Below are 20718 nucleotides of genomic sequence, written 5' to 3'. Positions count from 1 at the left end.
AAAGTGAAGACGGCGAAACGATGGTCAAAGGGAGGCGCAATGCTGCAAACGACCGAGGTCGACCGGTTCCTCGCGTATCTCAAGGCGAACCGGGGGCTCTCGGCCAATACGTTGAAAGCGTACCGTTGCGATGTGGAAGGTTGTCTCGCGTTTTTACGGGACCGTGGCATCGAGGATTTGAATGCGGTGACCTTGGCTGACTTACGTGCGTGGATGGCCGCCGAATCGCGTGGCCACGCACGGCTCCAGCATGGCACGCAAAACCGTGGCTGTACGTCGTTTCTTCGCATGGGCGCAGCAGCACGATGTGATTGGAACCGACCCCGCGGCCACGCTGATGACCCCGAAAATACCCAGTGCGCTGCCTGCCGTGCTCAACGAAAAACAGGCCGCACGCCTGATGGAAGTGGTGGACGATGATGCCGGCGTTGAAGGCAAGAAAACCGCTATGGCAACCGTTGACGATGACAGTGTCGGCTTGGACGGTGCCGATGTTCGCGATCAAATCCCAGCCGATCCTCAATCAAAAGCTGCACAAAAGCCGGAAGATCAAGGTGAGCCCTCCCGTGAAGCACGGTCTCTGGCGTTGCGTGATGCCGCGATGGTCGAACTGCTGTACGCCACGGGTATTCGCGTAGCGGAGCTGACGGCGTTGAATGTCGGCGACATCGACTTCGTCAATCGAACGGCGCGCGTCACGGGCAAGGGAGACAAACAGCGTGTCGTGCCGTTCGGAGTGCCGGCCGGCCACGCGATTGAGATGTGGCTCAACGGCAGCGGCGCGGGTGATGGGCCCGTGCTTGGCAGGAAAGCGCTATGTAATCAGCGTTCCGGTGACGCTCTGTTTTTAGGCGCTCGCGGTGGGCGCATCGACCAGCGTGTGGTGCGCGGGGTGGTCCATGACAAAGCCGCCGAGGCCGGTGTGCCTGATATTTCACCGCATGCTCTGCGTCACAGCGCCGCCACGCATCTGCTTGACGGTGGCGCGGATCTGCGGCAGGTGCAGGAGATGCTTGGCCACTCCTCGCTTAAAACCACCCAGCGTTACACCCATGTTTCCATCGAGCAGCTTAAAGCCCGTTACTCGCAGGCTTTCCCTCGCGCTTGACTTATTCCTCGCCGATTCCTGCGGCTTGTTCGATGGCATCTCGTTCGTTTGCCTTGCATTACCGTTGTGGTTAGTATGGTGGTGTTCGATTGTTGTGGTGGCGTTGGCGTCGTTGGATGTGGGGCGACGACAAGTACCTGGACGGCCCGCCGGAGGGCGCGGTGCGCCAGGGTCCATGATTTATGGGATTCCGTCCTGGTGAAGGTCGTTTTCGAGGAGGTGTGGGGATGGAAGTGACTGGGAAGCGGATTGACGATTCGGTCCGTGGTTCTGACGGTGGGTTGGAGCTCAATCATGCCGACGAGGTGTTTTTGGGGCCGGGCGGGCGCAGGTCGTTCGGGTTCACGCTGACCGGGCAGATGTGGAAGGAGTTCTGCCTGGCTGCGAACGCGTACGCCCGGTTCGTGCGGAACCTGTGCATGACCGCGTTCTTATTTTTCGGCGTCATCCTTGTGCTCTTCTTGTCTGATTCAAATACCCGCCGGGAGCATGATACTCCCTGGGCAGTGTGCTTGTGTGTAGGGCTCATGGCTTTCGGGGTGGTTGGGTTGTGTTCGAGAAGGCTTGACTATATGTCGTTGTTCGGCGAGTTGTTTTGGGGGGTGGTGTGCTGGTTCTCGTTGCCGAGCCTGAGTTTGCGGGAGAGTCGTTGGGTTGGCCGGGATTTCTTCGCGGGGCGGTTTGACAGGTGGAATTGGTTCACGCCGAGCATGCTGACGGTGTCGGATCGGGGTGTGGTGTTGGCGTGGCGTCTGCGGGGCCAGCGGCGTGTGAACAGGGTGCGGGTGCGTTGGTCGGATCTGACGTGTGTGCGGGTTACTGAGCATGCGGTGGTGCTGTCGCCGTCGGCGGGTGGCCTGTCGCATCTGGATTTCTGTGCTGTTTCGGGTGGTGTGAGCAATGGGAGCATCGCCGGCTGTGTGCTGGTGGACCGGGGTGTGCTGCCTGATGTGGATGGGTTCGTGGCGTACTGCCGGGGGAGGATCGCGGAGGAGAATCCTGCGCCCAAGGGCGGGTTGCGGCTGTTGTGGTGGCGTTGGCGTCGTTGGAAGTGGGCCGACGACAAGTACCTGGACGGCCCGCCGAGGGGGGGGGCGGTATGCCGTGGTTTGTGCCGTGTGGCGGCTTTGTTGTTTCCGTGGCCGTGTTGGTCTGGGTGTTTGTCTGTTTGCTATGAAAGGCAGGTAATGAAATGGCCGAGGGTTTGGCTGGTGGTCTGGGTCGTGAGTGGACGGCGGGGTCGTTGTCCGGGGTGGCGTTCGATCCGGCGTTGTTGTATGTGTTGATCGGGGGGCCGGATTATTTGCGGTTCCTGGTGCCTGAGCGTCTGGTGCCGTTCTCGTATGTAGGGCCGGATGACGCGCTCGACCGGATTCGGCGGCGTCTGGTGTCCTCGTTCGCGGGCATGGGCGTGGTTGACCGTGAGGGCAGGCCGTGCCCGGCGCTCGAGGGTCTTTTGGCCCCGATCCGTGACTGCGGGTTCGCGGTGGCCGATGGTGTCATACCGGCCGTCGGTGACGAGGGGTCCGACGGCGGCCTTGACGGCGAGGACGATGTGGACGGTCCGGTGGAGACGCGTTCGTTCGCGGGGTATTTCGGTGCGGGGGCGGGCACGTTCTCGTGCTTCGCGCGGGATCAGGCCTTGCGGGACGAGTGGATTGTCAACGGTTAGTTGGGCGTATTTGCTCAGACGGATGGTGAACTCGGCGAGTTCTTCTGGCCTGCTCGTTGCTCATATTGAACTCGTCCTGAAATATCCTGGTCATGTCTGTCTTGCTCATGTCGGAGGCGATGAGCCTGGCCATGATGGTATTCGTGTCGCCGTCGAGGGAGGTGTCGTCTCCGGTTGGCGGTGTGGCGTTCTGGTGGAGGAGGCGGGTGGTTTTGTCGAGGATGTGGACGGCGCACCCGGCCTCCTCCCGGCGCTTATGGATGTCGTGGTCGGACCGGTTTAGCGCTGCCGGCAGCTCGGTCTTGTCGACGATCAGTCCCCTGGGCTGCTCCTGTGTTGTTCCTCGTATTCGTGTTTCACACGGTACAAGTTCTCGCTGCTTGTCGCGGATGTCGAGGGTATTTGCGTGTTCGCGGGCATTTTCGTGGACCTAGTCCATGCGTTTGTCGCAGTCGATTATCCGCTCGTCCGGGCGCATTACGCTCGTTTCGTGCTCTTCGCGTTCATTGCATCGCATCCGCGCCTGATCGGTCCGCTGGGGACGGGTTTTCGTGGGCCTTGTCGGATTTCCCAGCCACTGCCGTGGACGGTGCCGGCTGCATCATGAATCGCCGAGCCCAAAGACGAGCACGCGTCTTTTAGGCTTCGGCGGCGGCAAATTCGACACCGAGAATGCGAAAAACCGACTGTAGTCTCCATGCCGTCCAGAATGCCCTAGAACCGTTATCGTGCATGGGTTTCGACAGCGCCGCCACGAGAGCGCCACGGCCGGCGGTGAAGACCAAGGTGTTCATTCAAATATATTAATAAAATAGCCCCCGGAGAAGAGAAGGTGGGCGCGATGAAGCTCTTTCTTGGTAACGGTCTTTCTGATGGTGATGCGGAGTACAGCTGAGTACGCAGGTGCATCCTGCCGATTCGCGACGTTCAACCCGCCGGCGGTGGGGGCGTTCCGATGCGGAAGCGTGGTGGACGAGTCGGCCGTTCCGTTCCGGTTGCTTTTGGGGGCACGCGCCGTCTGATTCCTATTTTTTCGAGGGTTTTGAACACTTTTGTTTCCATGTTTCCTGTGAAGGCTGGCCGGGTTCGGCCGTGTGTCTTCGGAGGGGATCTTCGCGTTGCCGGGGTGGAGTCTGGGTTGGAAATGTCAGGTAACTGGTCACACGGCGTCGTTTTGTGTAGCTTTGTATGATATCATTATCCTGTTTTGTCTTCAATCGGATAGCGGTGTCGGATTTTGAGATAAGGAAGAAGTTTCCATGGCGGCGTCTGAACGTGTGGTGGGTCAGAAATACAGGATTCTGACGGAGATCGGCAAGGGTGGCATGTCCACGGTCTACCTGGCTCTCGATTCGACGTTGAACAAGCAGTGGGCGGTCAAGGAGATTCGGCATATCTCCGACAAGGACCAGCGTAGGCTTGTCATCGGTGGGCTGATCAGCGAGGCCAACCTCATCAAGACCTTCGACCATCCGGCGATTCCGCGTATCGTCGACCTCATTGAGGAGGATGGCAGTCTTTACATTGTCATGGATTACGTCGAGGGGCGGAGCTTGAGTAAGGTTCTGGAGCAGGACGGTCCGCAGAGTGAGGAAAATGTCGTCGCATGGGGAATCCAGCTGTGCGATGTGCTGGACTACCTGCATCGACGCACCCCGCCCATTGTCTATAGGGACATGAAACCTTCGAATGTAATGGTCACTCCCGAGGGCGCCGCCCGCGTACTTGATTTCGGCATCGCTTGTGAGATGCCTCCCTCTGAAGGACCGTTGCCGGAGGGGTATAACGCCTCCCTCGGAACTCCGGGCTTCGCCGCTCCGGAACAATATGATGAGTTCGGCCGATGTGATGCGAGAACCGATGTCTATGGTCTAGGTGCGACGCTGTATACGTTGCTTGTTGGCAAAAACGTCAAGGGCGAACCCTATGAGGCGCCACCGTTACGCCAGGTGTTGCCGGGTGCGTCGGCTGGTTTGGAGCGGGTGCTTGCTCGGGCCATGCAGAAAGACCCTAATCAGAGGTATCAGGATTGCGCCGAGTTCGCCTACGCCCTTGAGCACTATAGCGACCGTGATGCGCGTTTGCGCAAGACCATGCAGATTAAGTGGCGGGTCTTCTGCTCTTTATGCGTTGCTGCCGTCGTGTTTGCGATCGCCGGCGCAGCGGCGCTTGGAGCCGGCGCGGCCGTGGCGGCGTCCGATTATGGCCAGCAGATGAGTCTGGCTGAACAGGCGAGCGATGATGCGGTGGCTGAAGGTCGGTACGTGGCGGCTGCCAATCTACGCCCTGCCGCCGTGGCACCTTATAAGGGCCTCGTGAAGCGTTATGAGACGGACGGAGTGTTTGGTGTTGACGAGGAGCGTCAACTTCAACAGGCGCTTGGCGAGCATTCGGACGCTCTGAGCAAGGACGGCTCCGCATGGGGCCAGCTCGCCTTTGACATAGGTAAGATGTATTGGTATTACTATATGCCTTCCGGGGCGACCGAAGGGAACGGCGTGACGAACCAGTTGCAATATAACCGTATCGTCGCCGCCTCGCACTGGATGCATGTGGCCAGTAAAACGGATTTCACGGATAAGGATTTGGCCGGCTTGTATGCGACCATAGCCGATTTCAACACCTCCATTGTCCCATTGATTGATGAGGGGTCTGATGCTGGACGGTATTCGCCTTATTTCAGGAATCTGACGAGGCTGATGAAGCTCATGTCCTCAAGCGACAACGACGTTATGAAGCTTTCGACCGCGAATCTGGTGTTGGACGCCGCGCGCACATACCCCAGAAAGTTTCGTGCCGATGGAATCAACAGGGATGCACTTGATGGCTTTGTGAATTCGGCATATCGTCTTGCGGACGGGGTCGTTCCGACGACGGATAAGCTGCGTTCCTCGAGAAATGAGGCCTTGGCTGCGGCGGGGCCCGCGCATCAGACGGTCGCGGAGGCATTCGTTGACGTTACCGGCAATGGAGGCAAATAATGCAAAGCGGATTTAAGATAGCTGCGGTGATTCTGTTTTCCCTGGCGGCGGTTTGCGTGTTGGTGTCGCTGATTCTCTATTTTGCATGGCACATCAGGCAGATTCGTGACGATTTGACCGGCAAGACGGCCCAGAGGCGCATCGCTGAGCTTCGAAAGGAAAGCGGGCGCTGGCAGGCTGCTTCCAAGCGTTCGGCCGCAACCGCCGATCGTGGTCCTGATTGGAGCATCGGCCAGGTGAACGGCTTGCTCGAATCCGATCAACTCGGAGACGGTCCGGACGGCAATCCGCTGTCCGGTCAGGGCGTGGAGCCTCATGATGAGGAAGACCAAGGCACCACTTTGCTCGCTGGCTCCGGCTCGTCGTCCACTCCCGTCGAATCGCATCCTGTCCGGGACGACGAGGATTCGGCCGGGCAGACGAAAGGCATCGATGTCCAGAAAGAGCCTTCGACCACGCTGTTGCAAAAAGCTGCTGGCGGTTCCGACCAGACGGCCGAGGAGTTTTCTCAGACCACGCTGTTGGCCGGCGTTGCGTCGAATCCGGAGGAAGAGGAACAGTTCACGACCCTACTTGGATCAAGGAGCGCCAAATGAACGACAATAGCGAATCGGCATTGGTGAAGGGGCATTCCTGTGGCGTACGCAAGATCATGCTGACGGCGACTGCGCTGGCAGCCACGGCGTTGGCTGCAATGGCGTTGATGGCGCCGGCCGTTGCGTCCGCATCCGACACCGCCGGAAGTCAGCCGAAAGACGAGGCGCGCACGGCAGTCCCCGGCCCGGGCGCCTCTCATGCCGGAGGGTTGGCCGACAAGCCGGTATCGGGGCTTTCGTCTGCGCCTTCCGGCGTGGCAGCCGGCCACGGTGACGTGGGACAAAGGCCCAAGGCGGAGGCGGCTTCACAGACGGAGGAGAACAAGCCGGTTCACCGGGCTTTCACCGAAACGGGCATTCCGGTGGGGCCGTATTCCATCGGCAAGGATGGCGTCAAAAGTCCTTTGGCCAAGTCCATAACCATTATGACGAATAATGGAGTGGGTGACTCGCAGGAGGCCGGTGTGACCGGCGATTGGACCAAGGAAGGTGCCGATGGTCTGAAGATTTGGCAGGGCAATGATCCCCTTAAGGCCATGCTTAAGGTCTGCGTCAATGACGGTTTGAACGGGGGAAGTCCGAAGACTCACTGCGTCAACAGCGTTTCGGATGCGGATTATGGCGTTTCCACGGGCGTCGAGAAGGATGCTGACGGGCAGGTGCGGCTCAAGGGATTAGCGTTCCAGTCGACATCATTGCCTGCCATTGCGACTACCGACAAGGAACCGAAGTATATATATGTAAGGCTGCCGTCCGATTTTTCGGACCCGAACGCCCCCCAGTTTTCTGGAGGTCAGATTGTCGCGCTGCCTGTCGTCCGTGACTATACGAGTCCCGCTGTTCCGACGATGACGGTGCATGAAGGCAAGGATGGCGCCTGCGAGGGCGAAGACTGCAAGGGCGTCCAGGTGGGTGCCGATTTCACGGGTCTCCAGCATTCCGTGCTGCAAACAAGGGAAAAGGTCCTTCACACTGGCGTAAGCGGCGTTGTTGTGACGTTGTCCGTGCGGGATGCAGGAGCATCCGGGGCCGATCCGACCCGCCCATCCGATTCCGGTTCATCGGAGTCAAGCCCTGTGGCTGCAGAGTCGGGCGTCGATCACATCGCCGTGAGGTACAAAGGCTTGGTTCTGACGGATGATGATCTGCAAGCCTCTGCCTGCAACGTGGCAAAGGCGGCCCCGCCTGCTGAAAGCAAGACATTCCAGTTCTGCATCAATTGGAATCTGATGCAGAAGATAGCCCCGTTAAGCGTGCATGCTGGCAGGACCGCCTCCGCCTCAATCAATGATTTTTCGGTTATCGCCTATGATGTGGCGGGGAACGCTTCCGATTTCCTGCGCTTCGATCAAAGCGCACCTTTCAAGGGTGAGAAGGGTGCCGTTGTCGACCGGATACAGCTTTACAGATTTCCCACCGAAGGCGACATGAAGAGCTTCAACTTCTCGACGGTCGTATATCGCAGCTCCGAGCCTGCAGCAAAGTTGCCCGCCTCGACCAAGCCGGACGATCCGACGATTGTGCAGGGCGAAATCGCCTATGCCCAGCCCTCGCTGAAGGCAGATGGTCGAAGTGACATGCTGCAATGGTTTGATGATTTAGCGGTTTTCAAACCTATGCTGAAGCCGGAGGTCAAAGACCTCAAGACCAATACGGACTTAAATCTGAACGCCGATTGCGACCCGAACAAGGATTGCAGCGTCAGGCATTCCTTCGAGCGTGATCTGACGGAACTGCGGGAGGGCTCCTATAGCGTCCGATTCGTTATCTCATATGGCGGCGATGACCGTGTCGGGAGAGTAAACGTCCCGTCTCAGGCAACGGGTCTGAACACCGAGACCTCCTACGTTCTTCTGGATGGCACTGCGCCAACCATTGGGTTGACTGCGAAAGGGGAGGAGACTTCCATTGGGAATTCCTATCGACTGCCGGATCTGCCTATGGTTAGTGTGCGTGCGGCCGGTGCTCAGAATAAGGACGACCAGGGGGTTCGATTTGCGATTCGACTTCAAGACCTGCTGAAGGGGTCGGATCCCGGCAATGTCCGTGCAATGAACGAGCCCGGGGCTTCCGGGCTGTCGCTCGATTCCACCGTCACGAAAGCCCAGTTCTCATATGTCCGCTATAGCGAATATGCGGATGCCGTAGCCGCCGTTTCTGGCAAGAGTCCAAGGGAGTCAGGGGTGCCCGCAACGGTCACTTGGTCGGCGGACGACCTCGATGAATCGGGTAACGTCTTGAAGGACGTTGTGCTGCCTGCCGATGGCGCGTATCTGATCAGGGACATGAAAGTGACGGTTTCGGATAAGGCGGGTAACACTGCAGTCAGGAAATTCGGACGTCAGGACGGGCAGTTCAATCCCGGTTATGACATTCTTGTGATGGAAGGTGCAATCAAAGATAAAAAGGTCGGTATCAAGCTCAAGGATGCGGACGGTACCCCTGCCAGCCAGACATCGTATTATCACCGTGGATCCGTTTCCGCAGTGGTCTCCGTCAATGATAAGTGGTTCGCCGTCGCCAGGCAGTTGCAGAGGAATCAGATCGGAGCCGGCAAGCTCATTTTCGGCAGCGCGCCAAAAGGTTCGATTGATGTCGATGATCGAGCTTTCCCTGTTTTCGAGCGAAAAGCGGGAACGGACACTTGGACCTATGCCGTGAGGTTGCCGAGTAACCCGGTTTCGTCCGGCCCTGACAGCGGGAAAACTGTGGAAGGTGTTTACCGTCTTGGCGTCTCATATAGGTCAATGGGTGGTCAGCGGATTGGGCTGACTGCCAAAGACGGATCCTCCGATTCGACCAACACCATTGAGTTTGTGGTCGACTACACCGCTCCCTCGTTCGACTCGATTCATTACACCCCCACCGACCACAGGAAGTGGGGATGGATCTTTGCCCAGTCCCAGCGAATCGACGTGCGTGCCTCGGACAATGTCTCGGGCGTCTGCGCCGCCAGTGGTGCCAATGCGTGCGCCAAAGCCAACGCGAATCCTACGTTTGACGGGCGGTGGACGGGAGAAAAAGGCTCAGACGAGGCATTTTCCATCACTGGCACTGGTTCCGATGGAACCAATGCCTCTGATCTCTCCATCAGTTTCTCCCGGGATTTCCAACGTCTAACCTTCGCCGGTTCCAGACTGACGATAACCGACAAGGCGGGCAATTCAAACACCCTGGACCTTGGCGATACCGTACCCTCGAAGTGGTCGAACGCTCGACCCAAGCCTGGCGCGCCGCAGGCGGACGAGCTGGGGAAAGGTGCGATCGGGGTTTGCATAGACAAAAGCGCGCCGATGATCAAGGTCGACTTCGACAACAACAACGTGCGCAATGGAAAGTACTACAAATCTAAGCGTACGGCGACGGTGTCCATCACGGAGTCCAGCTTCGACCTGATCAAGGCGAATGACAAGTATTCGAAGGTGGCGGATACCACGGCGGATAAGACGAAAACAGACATAACCGCCGACAAGTTCGAAAACCCCAGTGGCGATGGCAAGGTGTGGGTTGCCCGGGTGCCGTTTGATCGTGACGCGGATTGGAGCTTCGATGTCTCCTTGTCCGACCCCTTCGGGCATCAGTCGGCCCCCCTATTCCAGCCAGTTCGTCATAGACACCACCAAGCCGCGCCTGTCGGTTCATTTCGACAACGATCATGCCGAAAACGGCCGTTACTTCAAAGCGGCTCGAACCGCTACGATCCGGCAGGTCGAGCGTAACTTCAGCGTCTCCGACACGTCGGTGACGGTCTCCGCCAAGGACGCATCCGGGGCCGCGGCTGCCCTTCCCGCCGTGGGGCAGTGGTCGGAACAGGACAAAGACTACGGGCGCACCGCAGTGGTCCCGTTCACGCGGGAACTGCACTACTCGCTGAAGGTCGAAGCCACCGACCTTGCAGGCAATACAGCCGAAGCGGTGGTCGAACCGGAGTTTGTGATCGACTTCACTTCGCCTTCTTTGTCCATAAGCGGAGTGACCGATAGGACTGCATATGCGGGTGCGGTCCGGCCCAAGATCGATTTCGGGGACACCAACTTCGATCCGGTGTTCGCGGATTGGAAGCTTACGAGGACCCGTCAGACTGAGCCGTCGGGGAAGGCCGACAAGCGTAACGCGAAGTTAGGGAAGAACAAGGAGAACGAGGTCTACCTTCGTGGTCAGGAGAAGGTCGACGGCACTTCGAAGTCGGTCGCGTTGCCGGACATCGAGCATACGGTTGGCAACGATGACGTGTACACCCTCACGGCCAGCGTGAAGGACAAGGCCGGCAACGAAGCGAAGAGGTCCGTGAGATTCAGCCTCAACCGTTTCGGTTCGAACTATTTGTTCGACGACTCCACCCAGGGGATCATCGGCAGGTTCATCAAAGTGCCGCAGGACGTGAAGGTCGTGGAGATCAACGTCAGCGGTCTGCAACAGGACAGGTCCCATATCGAACTCGTGCACGACCAGAATGTTGCTGCGCTGGAGCGTGGCCGCGACTACAGGCTGGTCGAGGACGATACCTCGGGTTGGCAGTCGGACACTTATGTTTTCCCGGCGCGTCTTTTTGCGGTCGATGGATACTACCGCTTGCGTATGACGTCCACCGATCAAGCGGGCAACCTTTCGCAGAACACGATGGGTCATAAGGATAAGGAGCGCAAGCGTGACGCCCAGGTCAACTTCGCCGTGGACGAAACGGCGCCGGTCGCGGCGGTGGCCCAGCTCAAAACAGGTTCGATCACCTATTCGCCCAGCCGCGTCTTCGTGGTTGACGCCAACGACGATGTTGCGCTCAAGTCGGCCCAGCTCAAGGTGGACGGGCGCGTTGTGCGAAGCTGGAACGACGTGAGTTCCCTTTCTCCGATGACCTATCGTCTGCAGGCCGACCAGAAGCCGCACGACATCGAGGTTCTTGCGACCGACAAGGCGGGCAACGTGAGCACCGCGACATATTCCGGTGTCGTGGTGGCGACCAGCTGGTGGGCCTATGCGATGGCGAACGGTGTGCTTCTGCCGGGCATCTTCGCGGGCATTGTGATGTTGGCCTTCTGTGGGGTCGGTCTGGTGATGGCCATCCGGCACCGCAGAGCCGTGGCTTATCGAACGAACGTGTTCGGCAGGTAGGGATGTAGCCGCCCGTCTATCGGGTCGCTACGGAAAGGATTTTGCGTCGGCGACGACGTAGGCTTCTTCGGAAAGTCCGAAGAAGGGAAGTGAAAGGAAGCAACCATGGCAGGACAGATTCGGATTACACCGGAACAGATGCGTAGCCGTGCTGGAGAGTACGACCGCGAGGCGTCCAATGTCGGTGAAGTGATCAGTCGCATGGATACCTTGCTGCAGGAGCTGCAGGAGGAGTGGGAGGGCGCCTCCAGCCAGGCATATGCCTCTCGTTTTGGCGAGCTTCGCCCGAGTTTCGTGCAGGCCGAGCAATTGATTAACGACATCGCCACAAGTCTGCGCAACACGGCTCAGTCCTTGGAGGAGACCGACCAGAACATCGCCTCCCAGTTCCGTGGCTGATGTTTGTTGAACACTTTCGACGGCCGGCGTGGATTCGTTCTGTCGCCGGCCATCGGAAGTTGGTGTTTATCGGTTGTGGCCCGTTGGATTGGAAGATTCGTCAGGTCCCTGTTGGCTGAAGCCAGAATAGTTTGATACACAGGATTTATTGATTGTAGTCGGAGGTCGAATCATGTCGGTAGACGCGTACACGGTCACGATGATTGATGCACAACGACTTGAGAATTTTGCGCTTTCGCAGGAGTCTTTGGGAGTCAGCCATCTCGCTTTCAGTGAGAGCGGCCCCGGCTATCCTTGTGCTGATGTTCATATTGACGGTGAGCATATGCGGCTTTGTGCCGGATGCGGATCAAGGTTGTTTGATGAGTCGGGCATCATTGATTCGTATGACATGCATGGTGTTTCGGAAGGGCATGTGCTCACATTGCGTACCGAGTCAACGCATTCGTCTGGACAGTCGGGCAATCCCGGTGTTGCATCGCTGTTGTTTATCCGTCCTTCTACGGCTGGCGCACGAGAGTTCCGCAAAATCGCTTTTTCCTCCGATGCCGACATGACCATAGGGCGTGACGGAAGCAGCGCGCTGGTTTATAGCCTTCCGTTCGTTTCCGAGCATCATGCCGTGTTGAGCTATCGTGACGCGGAATTCTCAATAGTGGACAACGGCAGTGTCAACGGTACGTTCATCAACGGAGTCAGGCTAACGTCCGGCCGTCCGGTTCATCTGAACGCTGGGGACCTGGTGCAGATCATGGATCTGATTTTTACGGTCGGGTTACGTTTCATCTCATTGAACAATCCACAGGGTGTGCGGCTGGCACAGTCGCCGGCTTGGCACATGGTTTCCCATGAGAGCATCCTGGCTGCCTCCCCTCCGGCAGCGCAAGCAGATGATGTGGAAGAGGCCAAGCCTTTCTACCCCGCTCCGCGCCTGATGCATACGGTGCATGTCAAGGCGTTCCATGTCGATGAACCGCCACAAGCCATGAAAAGAGAGGAGCAGCCTGCGCTGATGCAGCTCGGCCCTTCCTTCCTGATGGGCATAGGCTCCGTGTTCATGGCTATTTCCGCAGTGTCGAACCTTTCTCGGGGAGGCAACGTGTTGTCGGCGGCTCCGTCTTTGGCCATGGCGGTGGCCATGGTCGGGGGCACGCTTATCTGGCCCATGATTAGCAAACGGTATACCAAGAAGGTAGAGGAAACCAAGGAGCGTCGCCGTCAGGACAAATATACGGATTATCTGAATTCAATCACGGCGAAGCTGCTTGAGGAACGTGATAGGCAGTCCTCGATTCTCAATGAGAACAGGCCTCCGCTACAGAATGTATTGCAGCGCGCCTATGACCTTTCGCCGCATCTGATGGACAGAAACGCCACACAGGCCGACTTTCTGCAGCTGAGGGTGGGAATGGGGGAGCAGCGTGTGGAGGCTCAGGTACAGGCCCCGCAACGCAGGTTCAGTATGGAGAACGACGCTTTGTTGGAGCAAGCCGAGGCGTTGGCCGACAAACCGACCATGATGCAGGCGCCGGTGGCGGTGGACTTGGCCGGCCCCGGTACGCTGGGCGTGGTGGGGGCCAGGCCTGTCGTATGGGACTTTGTGAGGGGTCTGCTTGCCCAGACGTGTAGCTTTTACGGTTACAACGAAGTGAAGATCGTCGCCATCGTGGATCCTGCCGACCAGGCTCAGTGGGCATTCCTGAAGGATGTGCCGCATGCGCGCAGCGACGACGGAAAGATGCGCTATCTGGCAAGTGACCAAGCCGAACTGTTGGGGCTCGACTCCATGCTCAGTAAGGCACTTGCGGAACGTGACGGGGTCCGAGGAGACGCAGGCAAGGCGTGCATACCATTCTACGTGGTGGTGTGTGCGAATCGTGAGCTGGCGGCTGCCTCATCGTCTGTGTCGAAGCTGGGCAATCTTGAAGAGAACAAGGGCTTCTGCGTACTGTTCCTGGGCGATGATCTCAGGGATTTGCCGCGAGAATGTTCGCAGGTCATAGAGCTTGCTCCGCCGGATTCAAGTCAGGCAGCCAAAGCTGACTACGCGCTTGGTACGCGAGGCGTGCTTGCCGGTCCTTCGCGTATGTTCGATAGGAGCGATGTGGGAGGCAGCGAGCGAATCTTCCAGCCGGACATACTGTTGTCCGCGGCGGGCATCGAACGGTTCGTGCTTGCGCTCGCTCATGCGCGACTTGCGACAGGCCGGTCCGAGGGGGCCATGCCGGAGTCATTGGGATTCATGGAGATGTTCCAAAAAGGGAATGTACTGCAGCTGAATATAGCGGACCGTTGGAAGGAGCATGACTCCTCACGTTCATTGGCGGCCCAGGTGGGCATCGGTGCAAAAGGGGAGCCGGTTTCGCTCGACCTGCACGAGGAAGCGCATGGTCCACACGGTTTGATTGCAGGCACTACCGGTTCCGGCAAATCGGAGTTCATCATCACGTGGGTGCTTTCCATGGCGTTGAACTATTCGCCCGATGAGGTGGCCTTCGTGCTCATCGACTACAAGGGCGGCGGTTTGGCGGGGGCGTTTGACAACGCCCGTCTGCGGCTGCCACATCTGGCAGGCACGATTACGAACCTCGATGGTGCGGCCGTGGCACGTAGCATGGTGTCGATTAAGAGCGAACTCAAACGTCGGCAGGCGTTGTTCAACAAGGCGTGCGAGGCCACGGGCGAGGCGACCATGGATATCGGCAAGTACATCTCGTACTTCCGTCAGGGCGTGCTTTCCGAGCCGTGCCCGCATCTGTTCGTGGTGGCGGACGAGTTCGCTGAGCTCAAGCAACAGGAGCCGACGTTCCTTGACGAGTTGGTCAGTGCTGCGCGTATCGGTCGCTCGCTGGGGGTGCATCTGGTACTGGCCACGCAGAAGCCGACTGGTGTGGTTTCGGATCAGATTGCGAGCAACGCGCGGTTCAGGGTGTGCCTGAAGGTCGCGGATGCTGCCGACAGTCGTGAGATGATACGGCGTACGGATGCCGCGGCGCTGACTCGTCCGGGCGAATTCTACCTGCTGGTGGGGTACGACGAGCTGTTCACCGGTGGGCAGGCCGCCTATGCGGGAGGCACGTATACAGAGCGGGACGTCTACGAGCCCAAACGTGACGTGTCGGTAGAGCTGGTGGGCTTGGACGGGGGTGCGGTTTCCCGGTTGCGGCCGCCCTCGGCGGGTCGCTCCGGTGGTATCTCCGAGCTGAATGCGGTGCTGGAGCAAGTGTGCGAGGTGGCACGAGCGGTGAACAAGTCGGCTCGCCCACTATGGCTGGAGCCTCTGCCCGAACGTGTACTGTTGGATGATCTTCGACAGAAGTTTGATTTTCGTGCTGATCATGCTGGTTTGACTGCGGTGGTGGGTGAATTGGATGATCCCGAGCATCAGCGGCAGGATGTGTTTTCCGTAGATGTGGCTGAGGCTGGGAATGTTGCGCTATATGGTACTCCGACTTCGGGAGTTGAGTCGTTGGCCATGTCGATGGTGTGCTCACTGATGGCTGAGTATACGCCTGATGAGCTGAATGTATACGTATGGGATATGGGGGCTGGCTCGTTGTCGGCGCTCAGTAAGGCGCCGCATGTAGGTGGTGTCGTGTTGGTGGAAGATTCCGAGCGTGTGGATAATTTGTTCCTACTGTTGGAACAGGAGATAGCGCATCGGCGGCGGCTCTTCTCACGAAGTGGCGGCAGCTACGAGTCTTACAATGGGCTGCCGGCTGAAGATCGAGATCCGGTCCCTCGTATCGTTGTCGTTTTGGCGGATATAGCGGCGTTCAACGAGGGGTATGAGAAGTACGTTGACCGTTTGAATACATTGGCTCGTGATGCGCCCAGATATGGCATTCATCTGATTATCACGGCAAGCTTGTGGAGTCAGGTTAACATGCGGTTACGTGCGTCCATGGGACGTACACTGGTTACTTCGTTCAGCAACAACGACGATTATAACAGCGTGCTCAACGGCATGCATGGAGTAACGCCGCCTAAGGGTTTTCTCGCAGGTGTGTTCCAAAACGGCAAGGGTGTGACTGTCTATCAGGGGGCGAGTCTCTGTGCGGATCCTAGCGGTGAGGTTCAGGCGGTGCGGGACTTCTGCGGTTCGCTCGCTGCTGGATGGGGAGGCACGTGTGCCAAGCAAATCCCCGTCCTACCGAGGCATGTGGTGCCGTCGATGTTCAACACTGGCGAGGGATATGATGCTCGTTCGATTCCTGTTGGATATGCCAAGGAAGGCGCCTTCCCTGTCGAGTTCGATGGATCGCGCAACGCCATGATCGTTTCTTCTGATGATGGTGATGCGCTTTATGGTTGGCTTGAAGGAATCCGTGAGGTTCTTCTTGTGCAAAAACGCAATTATGTGGTTTTGGATGCGACTGGTATTTTTTCCGGGGTTGAGGACAGTCGTGTGCTTGGTCAAAATGATGAAATCGCCGAATGGATCGAGGGTATGCTTTCGGGGCGTCTTCATGCGGATGTGATTGTCATTCCATCTGTCGTACAGCTCATGGTTGGACTGACCGGATCGGTCTCTGATGGCTTCAAGGCGTTCCTTGAAAGTGAGCGGTATAAAGGAGCGGCGGTGATGATTTTGGCAAGTGAGTCGTGGCGTTTGCGTGGTGTATTCGACTCGTGGTTTAAGGCGGTGACGGCCAATCCGAACGGCTTGTGGATTGGTGACGGCTTTACCAGTGAGACAGTGTTTCCGCATACAAATGTAGCCGAGCCGTTCAAGAGGCCGATGGGTCCCCACGATGGCGTAATGCATGGCACTGGACGTAATACGCTTATGCGACTTATTGAGCCTGATGGTAAGCAGGAGCAAGGAGAAAACGGTGGAAAAGGAAGGTCGGTGAAATCATGAAAGACTTGTTTTTGGAGCAATGGGGAACAGGGGCTTGTCAGGTACCGCCAGAAAGGTCAGCCAGTGCTCCGCTCGGTGGTCCCGCCAGTCCATTCGCTACTCCTCCCAGCAGTCCGTTCGCTGCTCCCGTTAGTCCTTTATGTGCTTTGCAATCTAGTGGTTCCAAGCCGGTCGCCCAGCCCATCAATGTCCAGATAGAGAGCACGAAAAGCGCAGCCGATGCGTTGGCGGATGTTGGTAAGGATATGGAGTCCGTCGCCCAGGATACCCAAGCCTCCACGGATGGGTTGAATCTCATTGCTGGTTTGGCGTTCGATAAATTGAGGGGTGCGATCGAGGAGGCCGTCAGCAATATCGAATCGATGTCGGAAAAGGTTGGCGGGCAGTCTAAGGATTTGGTGTCGGCAGTGGATGGTCTGGTCGCGGCTGACAAAGAGGCCGCCGCGAAGATGGATGGTAGGTGATTCTATGACGTTCAGTGCTCGTATTTCCTGGTTGGAGGATGTCGATGCTGCGTTGAAGTCGACGTGTGACAGGTTGGAGGCCGATGTGGAGGTCGCCAAGGCCCAGAACAAGAAGTCGTTGGAGGGGAACAACGGCGCTTGGGCCGATGCTGCTGCGCAGAAGTTCATGACGTTGCAGACGGGCATGGATGCCTCTCTGGAGGGGATCAATCGCTTGCAGAAGCAGTGTTCGGGCGCTGTGGAGGAGCTTAAGGGCACCCTTGTGTCGCGCAGGGATGGCCTGTTGGAGGCGGCTGGTACCAGCGCTTCGGAGAGAGATGAAGTCGTCTGTGAATCCGGGGCCGGCTGCAAGGGGGCGGCCGATGACGTGGTGACCTCGCTACGTGCGTTCCATGGCTCCGTGAACCGAGCTGACGGCGCCGTGGGTTCGTTGGTGGCGGGCTCGGAGCGTAATGACATTGCTTCTGCGTTGAATCGCTTGGGGAATGATGTGTTGTCGCAGATACAGTGTGTCGATTCCATCTCCTCACGCTGGGTTGCTTTCGTTGATGCCGTGGATGCGTTCGAGACGAAGTATTCGGCTGAGTTCGCCAAGCCGTTGGTCGATGAGAAGTCGATGGGTGCCGCCAGGGATGAGATCAATCGTATGGTGCTTGAGCGTATCGCGTCGGTCAAGAACAAGGAGGACGCCAAGGATTCTATCGAATGGCTTGCCAGACTTATGGTCCTGGACGCAGGTATAGCCAAGCAGTTGCGTGACGATTACGGCGATGACGTGATCGTCGACCAGTTGATTGCCTATGCCAAGGGCAAGGTTCCATGGAAGGAGGTCGAATGGAAGCGTTTGGTCAAAGACACCCTGAAGGTTGTGCAAAAGCATAAGACATGGCAGGCTCTTGACCATCCCAAGGCTGAGCATGCACCTGTGAAGGGTGGGGGCAGCTTGGGTGGTTTTCTAGGAAAGGCCTCGAATTCCGTTTTGGACCATTTCGGATTCAAGTACGAGGATGGAAGGTTTACCGCGCCCGGGTGGAAGGAGGTCGGTGATGCGTTCAAGGAGGGTGGAAAGCTCGGGGCGATCAAAGGGGCGGGCAAAGCTGTGCTTCAGGGCGCGGATGCGGCCGGCTCGGTCCTTACCGTGGTAGGGACGGTATGTGATGTGTACAACTCCTATGTGTATACGCAGGGGGACAACGCTCAGAAAGTGGCGGCTTCGATAACCGTAGGAGTGTCCGATCTAATTGAAATAGGAATAACGGCCGGTGTTGTAAAGGGCGTGACTTTTATAACTGGAGATAACGTTTTGCTGGGCGCTGTTGCCGGTGCTGGGGCAGGGATGATATTGGGCCGGGTCAAGGATACTGACCGTTATAAGAGTGGTGAGAAGGCGGTCGAGGATGGTCTGGCGGGTATGTTGCGCCAGGCCGGGGTATAGGAGGTGACGTGATGGGTAGGATTGCTGATGGTCCTGATGAGGTCGAGGGGCGTCGGGTGTTGTTCGGGCCGTGTGACGTGGTGTTGGGGTTGGATGAGTTCAAGCAGGTGTGTCACGCAGAGGGCGACGGATTCGCGCGCAAGATCGGGATGTATGGAGTGTGGACGGCCCTTATTTACGTGCCCATGATCGTGTTTTACTGTATTGACTTGTTCAGGGGGAAGGAGTCTTGGTCTGTTTTCCCTGCGATGATGGTATTGCTGTTCATCGAGTGTGGATTCGCATGGCTTGCGGTGTGTCCGCCGTTGCCGTTGAAGTTGTCGCCTCGGCCGTTTTTCATTTCGCAGGGGTCGCGTCTGGCGCGTCGGGAGGAGGTGAACCCGTGCGGGTTGGAGGTGACGGTGACGGTGTCGGTGTGCCGGTTCGGCGCGCAGGAGGTGACGGCGGACGGGGGCATGGTGCGTATCCCGTTCGCGTTGATGCGTCGTCCGGTGTTCACGGACGGTTTCATGGTGTTGCTGTTCCGTGACTGGAAGCGCACGTCGTATTGGTGGAATTCGGTGTTCGAGGCGGACGCCGCGTTCCGTAAGGATTGGAACGGCCTGTGCGTGCCGGTGCCGCTTTCGGTGGTGGGTGACCGGCGGGCGGCGTCGCGGCGTGTGCGGGCGTTGATCCGGCAGGACCGGCGGCGTTGGCGTCGGGTGCGTCGTGTGCAGCGTTGGTGGTCGGACGGGCCGCGGTCGTGGGATGAGGTGCGGCGTCTGGCCGGCCCGTTGGGCGGGTGGATGTCGGAGATGTGGGATGTGCGTGAGGCGTGTGACGCGGCGTGGGAGTCGGGTTCGGTGCGTGAGGGCCGGGAGCGTGTGGTGCCGGTGCGTGCGTTGCATCCGTGGTTGCAGGCGTTCGCGGGTTGGCTGGCCGGGGTGTTGGTGCGGTTCCGTGCCCGGGCCCGTGGGGGTGATCGTGGTCCGAAACGGCCGGGCGTGTGAGCGCGCACGTTGTCGTTGTTTGCGGATTGCCAGGATGAGAGGATTGAACATGGGTGATGTGGGGATTCAAGAGGAGTTGGATGGGTTGCATGACCGACGTGCCGCGCTGTTGCAGAGTGTTGATGGCTATAGGGGCACGCTTGCGTCGTTGTCGTCGTCGATTTCCGCGAAGAGGGAGGAGATCGCGGCCGTGGAGCGTTTTCGTGACGTGACATTGTCGGAGCTTTCGTGTCGTGATGATGACGTGCAGGCTGCGTTGCGGCACTTGGGTGCCGACCTCGTGACTGGCACGCAGGAGCTTGGGGCGAAATTCGGGGTGCTGAGAATCAACAATTCCAATGCGGGGTACATCGGAGATGCGAAGAATGCTTGCAACAGATTGATTTCAAGGCTGAACCGTGAACTGAGTGGACTACAGTCCCAATATGATGACAAACAGCGCTCACTGGTTTTGAAGCAGAGTCAGTTGGATGACGTCGACCGTCAGATTCGTTCACTGAATTCCCAATTGTCATGAGTGCTCCGCACGGGCGGTGTCGACCGGTGGCTTACTTTTAATGGTATCAGGTTTTGTTGAAATGGTTCGTTGGCTATCTAACCAGGCTTAGCAACGGTGATGAAGAAAGCGATCAGCTATGGGTGTGAATTTTGAACAGTGGAGCGCTAAGGCAGAATCCGGTGTAGTCAATGCGGGATTGGGTGCGCAGGCTACAGGGGATGGTCAGGTAAATACAGTTCTGCCTCCTCAACGGTTGGGATTGGTGGACCGTGAGTCGCGGGGCTTGTCTGCCGGCGGACCTTCTGCTGTCGGTACGATTGCCGTGAAAGAGGAGCCGACCAGAAAAGGTGTGTCTTTGCTTAATGATACGGCTTCCGAAATCGACAAGACCGCGACGAATTTCCATAATGCAGGTAATCCACTGGGGCAGTTCCAAGGCGATTCATTCAAAGCTCTCTGGGATATTCTTGATGAGGCAGGCAGATTGCTTTCCGGTTTCTCCGAATCCGTTAGGGGCGAGGGTTCGGGCATCTCTACTGCGGTGAAGGACCTTGTGAAAACGGACGCAGATGCCGCGGCGGCTATTCGGGAAGGGAGGTGAG

At 58.0% G+C, this 20718-nt stretch carries 13 protein-coding genes and 1 pseudogene; 13 read left to right on the top strand and 1 reads right to left on the bottom strand.

Annotation, left to right across the window (positions count from 1 at the left end; all coding sequences use genetic code 11):
• Nucleotides 1–39 precede the first annotated feature (39 nt).
• Nucleotides 40–1108: pseudogene (locus tag BBOH_RS03185) on the top strand (tyrosine recombinase XerC).
• A gap of 292 nt (nt 1109–1400) precedes the next feature.
• On the opposite strand, the gene BBOH_RS08975 reads toward BBOH_RS03185, so the two are convergent.
• Nucleotides 1401–1556 carry a hypothetical protein gene (locus BBOH_RS08975; RefSeq protein WP_161786414.1) on the bottom strand — a complete coding sequence of 52 codons (156 nt, stop codon included), beginning with the start codon at nt 1554–1556 and terminating at the stop codon, nt 1401–1403.
• A gap of 744 nt (nt 1557–2300) precedes the next feature.
• Between BBOH_RS08975 and BBOH_RS03175 the strand changes: the two genes are divergently transcribed.
• The 12 genes from BBOH_RS03175 to BBOH_RS03110 all read left to right on the top strand — a co-directional run bounded on the left by BBOH_RS03175 (nt 2301) and on the right by BBOH_RS03110 (nt 20717).
• Nucleotides 2301–2780, top strand: a complete 480-nt coding sequence (locus tag BBOH_RS03175) for a hypothetical protein (protein WP_143242402.1) — start codon at nt 2301–2303, stop codon at nt 2778–2780.
• A 10-nt stretch (nt 2781–2790) separates the two neighbouring features.
• Complete coding sequence (locus BBOH_RS03170; RefSeq protein ID WP_152595384.1) at nt 2791–3063, top strand: hypothetical protein; 273 nt, start codon at nt 2791–2793, stop codon at nt 3061–3063.
• 976 nt (nt 3064–4039) lie between these two features.
• On the top strand, nt 4040–5761 hold the full coding sequence (locus BBOH_RS03165; protein WP_033521276.1) for a serine/threonine-protein kinase: 1722 nt from the start codon (nt 4040–4042) through the stop codon (nt 5759–5761).
• A complete protein-coding gene (locus BBOH_RS03160; RefSeq protein ID WP_033521274.1) occupies nt 5761–6357 on the top strand; it encodes a hypothetical protein in 597 nt (198 codons plus the stop codon). The genes BBOH_RS03165 and BBOH_RS03160 overlap by 1 nt, the downstream gene beginning before the upstream one ends.
• Nucleotides 6354–10076, top strand: coding sequence for a hypothetical protein (locus BBOH_RS08970; RefSeq protein ID WP_052118161.1), 3723 nt, complete (start codon nt 6354–6356; stop codon nt 10074–10076). The genes BBOH_RS03160 and BBOH_RS08970 overlap by 4 nt, the downstream gene beginning before the upstream one ends.
• A 1495-nt stretch (nt 10077–11571) precedes the next feature.
• Nucleotides 11572–11865: a WXG100 family type VII secretion target gene (locus BBOH_RS03140; protein WP_033521269.1), complete on the top strand. Its 294-nt coding sequence runs from the start codon at nt 11572–11574 to the stop codon at nt 11863–11865.
• A gap of 172 nt (nt 11866–12037) precedes the next feature.
• Nucleotides 12038–16729 (top strand): type VII secretion protein EssC, encoded by a 4692-nt coding sequence (essC, locus tag BBOH_RS03135; RefSeq protein WP_052118160.1) that lies wholly within the window; start codon nt 12038–12040, stop codon nt 16727–16729.
• 146 nt (nt 16730–16875) lie between these two features.
• On the top strand, nt 16876–17193 hold the full coding sequence (locus BBOH_RS03130) for a hypothetical protein (protein WP_152595383.1): 318 nt from the start codon (nt 16876–16878) through the stop codon (nt 17191–17193).
• A 4-nt stretch (nt 17194–17197) separates the two neighbouring features.
• Nucleotides 17198–18628, top strand: coding sequence for a hypothetical protein (locus BBOH_RS03125; protein ID WP_033521266.1), 1431 nt, complete (start codon nt 17198–17200; stop codon nt 18626–18628).
• A gap of 11 nt (nt 18629–18639) precedes the next feature.
• Nucleotides 18640–19617 (top strand): hypothetical protein, encoded by a 978-nt coding sequence (locus BBOH_RS03120; RefSeq protein WP_033521265.1) that lies wholly within the window; start codon nt 18640–18642, stop codon nt 19615–19617.
• A gap of 49 nt (nt 19618–19666) precedes the next feature.
• A complete protein-coding gene (locus BBOH_RS03115) occupies nt 19667–20134 on the top strand; it encodes a hypothetical protein (protein ID WP_033521264.1) in 468 nt (155 codons plus the stop codon).
• A gap of 118 nt (nt 20135–20252) precedes the next feature.
• Entirely contained in the window at nt 20253–20717 is a 465-nt protein-coding gene (locus BBOH_RS03110) for a hypothetical protein (RefSeq protein WP_033521262.1), read from the top strand.
• Nucleotide 20718: the final 1 nt, after the last annotated feature.

This window comes from Bifidobacterium bohemicum DSM 22767 (assembly GCF_000741525.1).
Taxonomy (GTDB): domain Bacteria; phylum Actinomycetota; class Actinomycetes; order Actinomycetales; family Bifidobacteriaceae; genus Bifidobacterium; species Bifidobacterium bohemicum.
This window is presented reverse-complemented; position numbering and strand designations above follow the sequence as displayed.

Bases quoted from the DNA above. Each gene is read 5' to 3' on its own strand.
- BBOH_RS08975 (WP_161786414.1), bottom strand. From the start codon at position 1,556: ATGACGCCGAAAAATAAGAACGCGGTCATGCACAGGTTCCGCACGAAC.
- BBOH_RS03175 (WP_143242402.1), top strand. From the start codon at position 2,301: ATGGCCGAGGGTTTGGCTGGTGGTCTGGGTCGTGAGTGGACGGCGGGG.
- BBOH_RS03165 (WP_033521276.1), top strand. From the start codon at position 4,040: ATGGCGGCGTCTGAACGTGTGGTGGGTCAGAAATACAGGATTCTGACG.
- BBOH_RS03160 (WP_033521274.1), top strand. From the start codon at position 5,761: ATGCAAAGCGGATTTAAGATAGCTGCGGTGATTCTGTTTTCCCTGGCG.
- BBOH_RS08970 (WP_052118161.1), top strand. From the start codon at position 6,354: ATGAACGACAATAGCGAATCGGCATTGGTGAAGGGGCATTCCTGTGGC.
- BBOH_RS03140 (WP_033521269.1), top strand. From the start codon at position 11,572: ATGGCAGGACAGATTCGGATTACACCGGAACAGATGCGTAGCCGTGCT.
- essC (WP_052118160.1), top strand. From the start codon at position 12,038: ATGTCGGTAGACGCGTACACGGTCACGATGATTGATGCACAACGACTT.
- BBOH_RS03125 (WP_033521266.1), top strand. From the start codon at position 17,198: ATGACGTTCAGTGCTCGTATTTCCTGGTTGGAGGATGTCGATGCTGCG.
- BBOH_RS03120 (WP_033521265.1), top strand. From the start codon at position 18,640: ATGGGTAGGATTGCTGATGGTCCTGATGAGGTCGAGGGGCGTCGGGTG.
- BBOH_RS03115 (WP_033521264.1), top strand. From the start codon at position 19,667: ATGGGTGATGTGGGGATTCAAGAGGAGTTGGATGGGTTGCATGACCGA.
- BBOH_RS03110 (WP_033521262.1), top strand. From the start codon at position 20,253: ATGGGTGTGAATTTTGAACAGTGGAGCGCTAAGGCAGAATCCGGTGTA.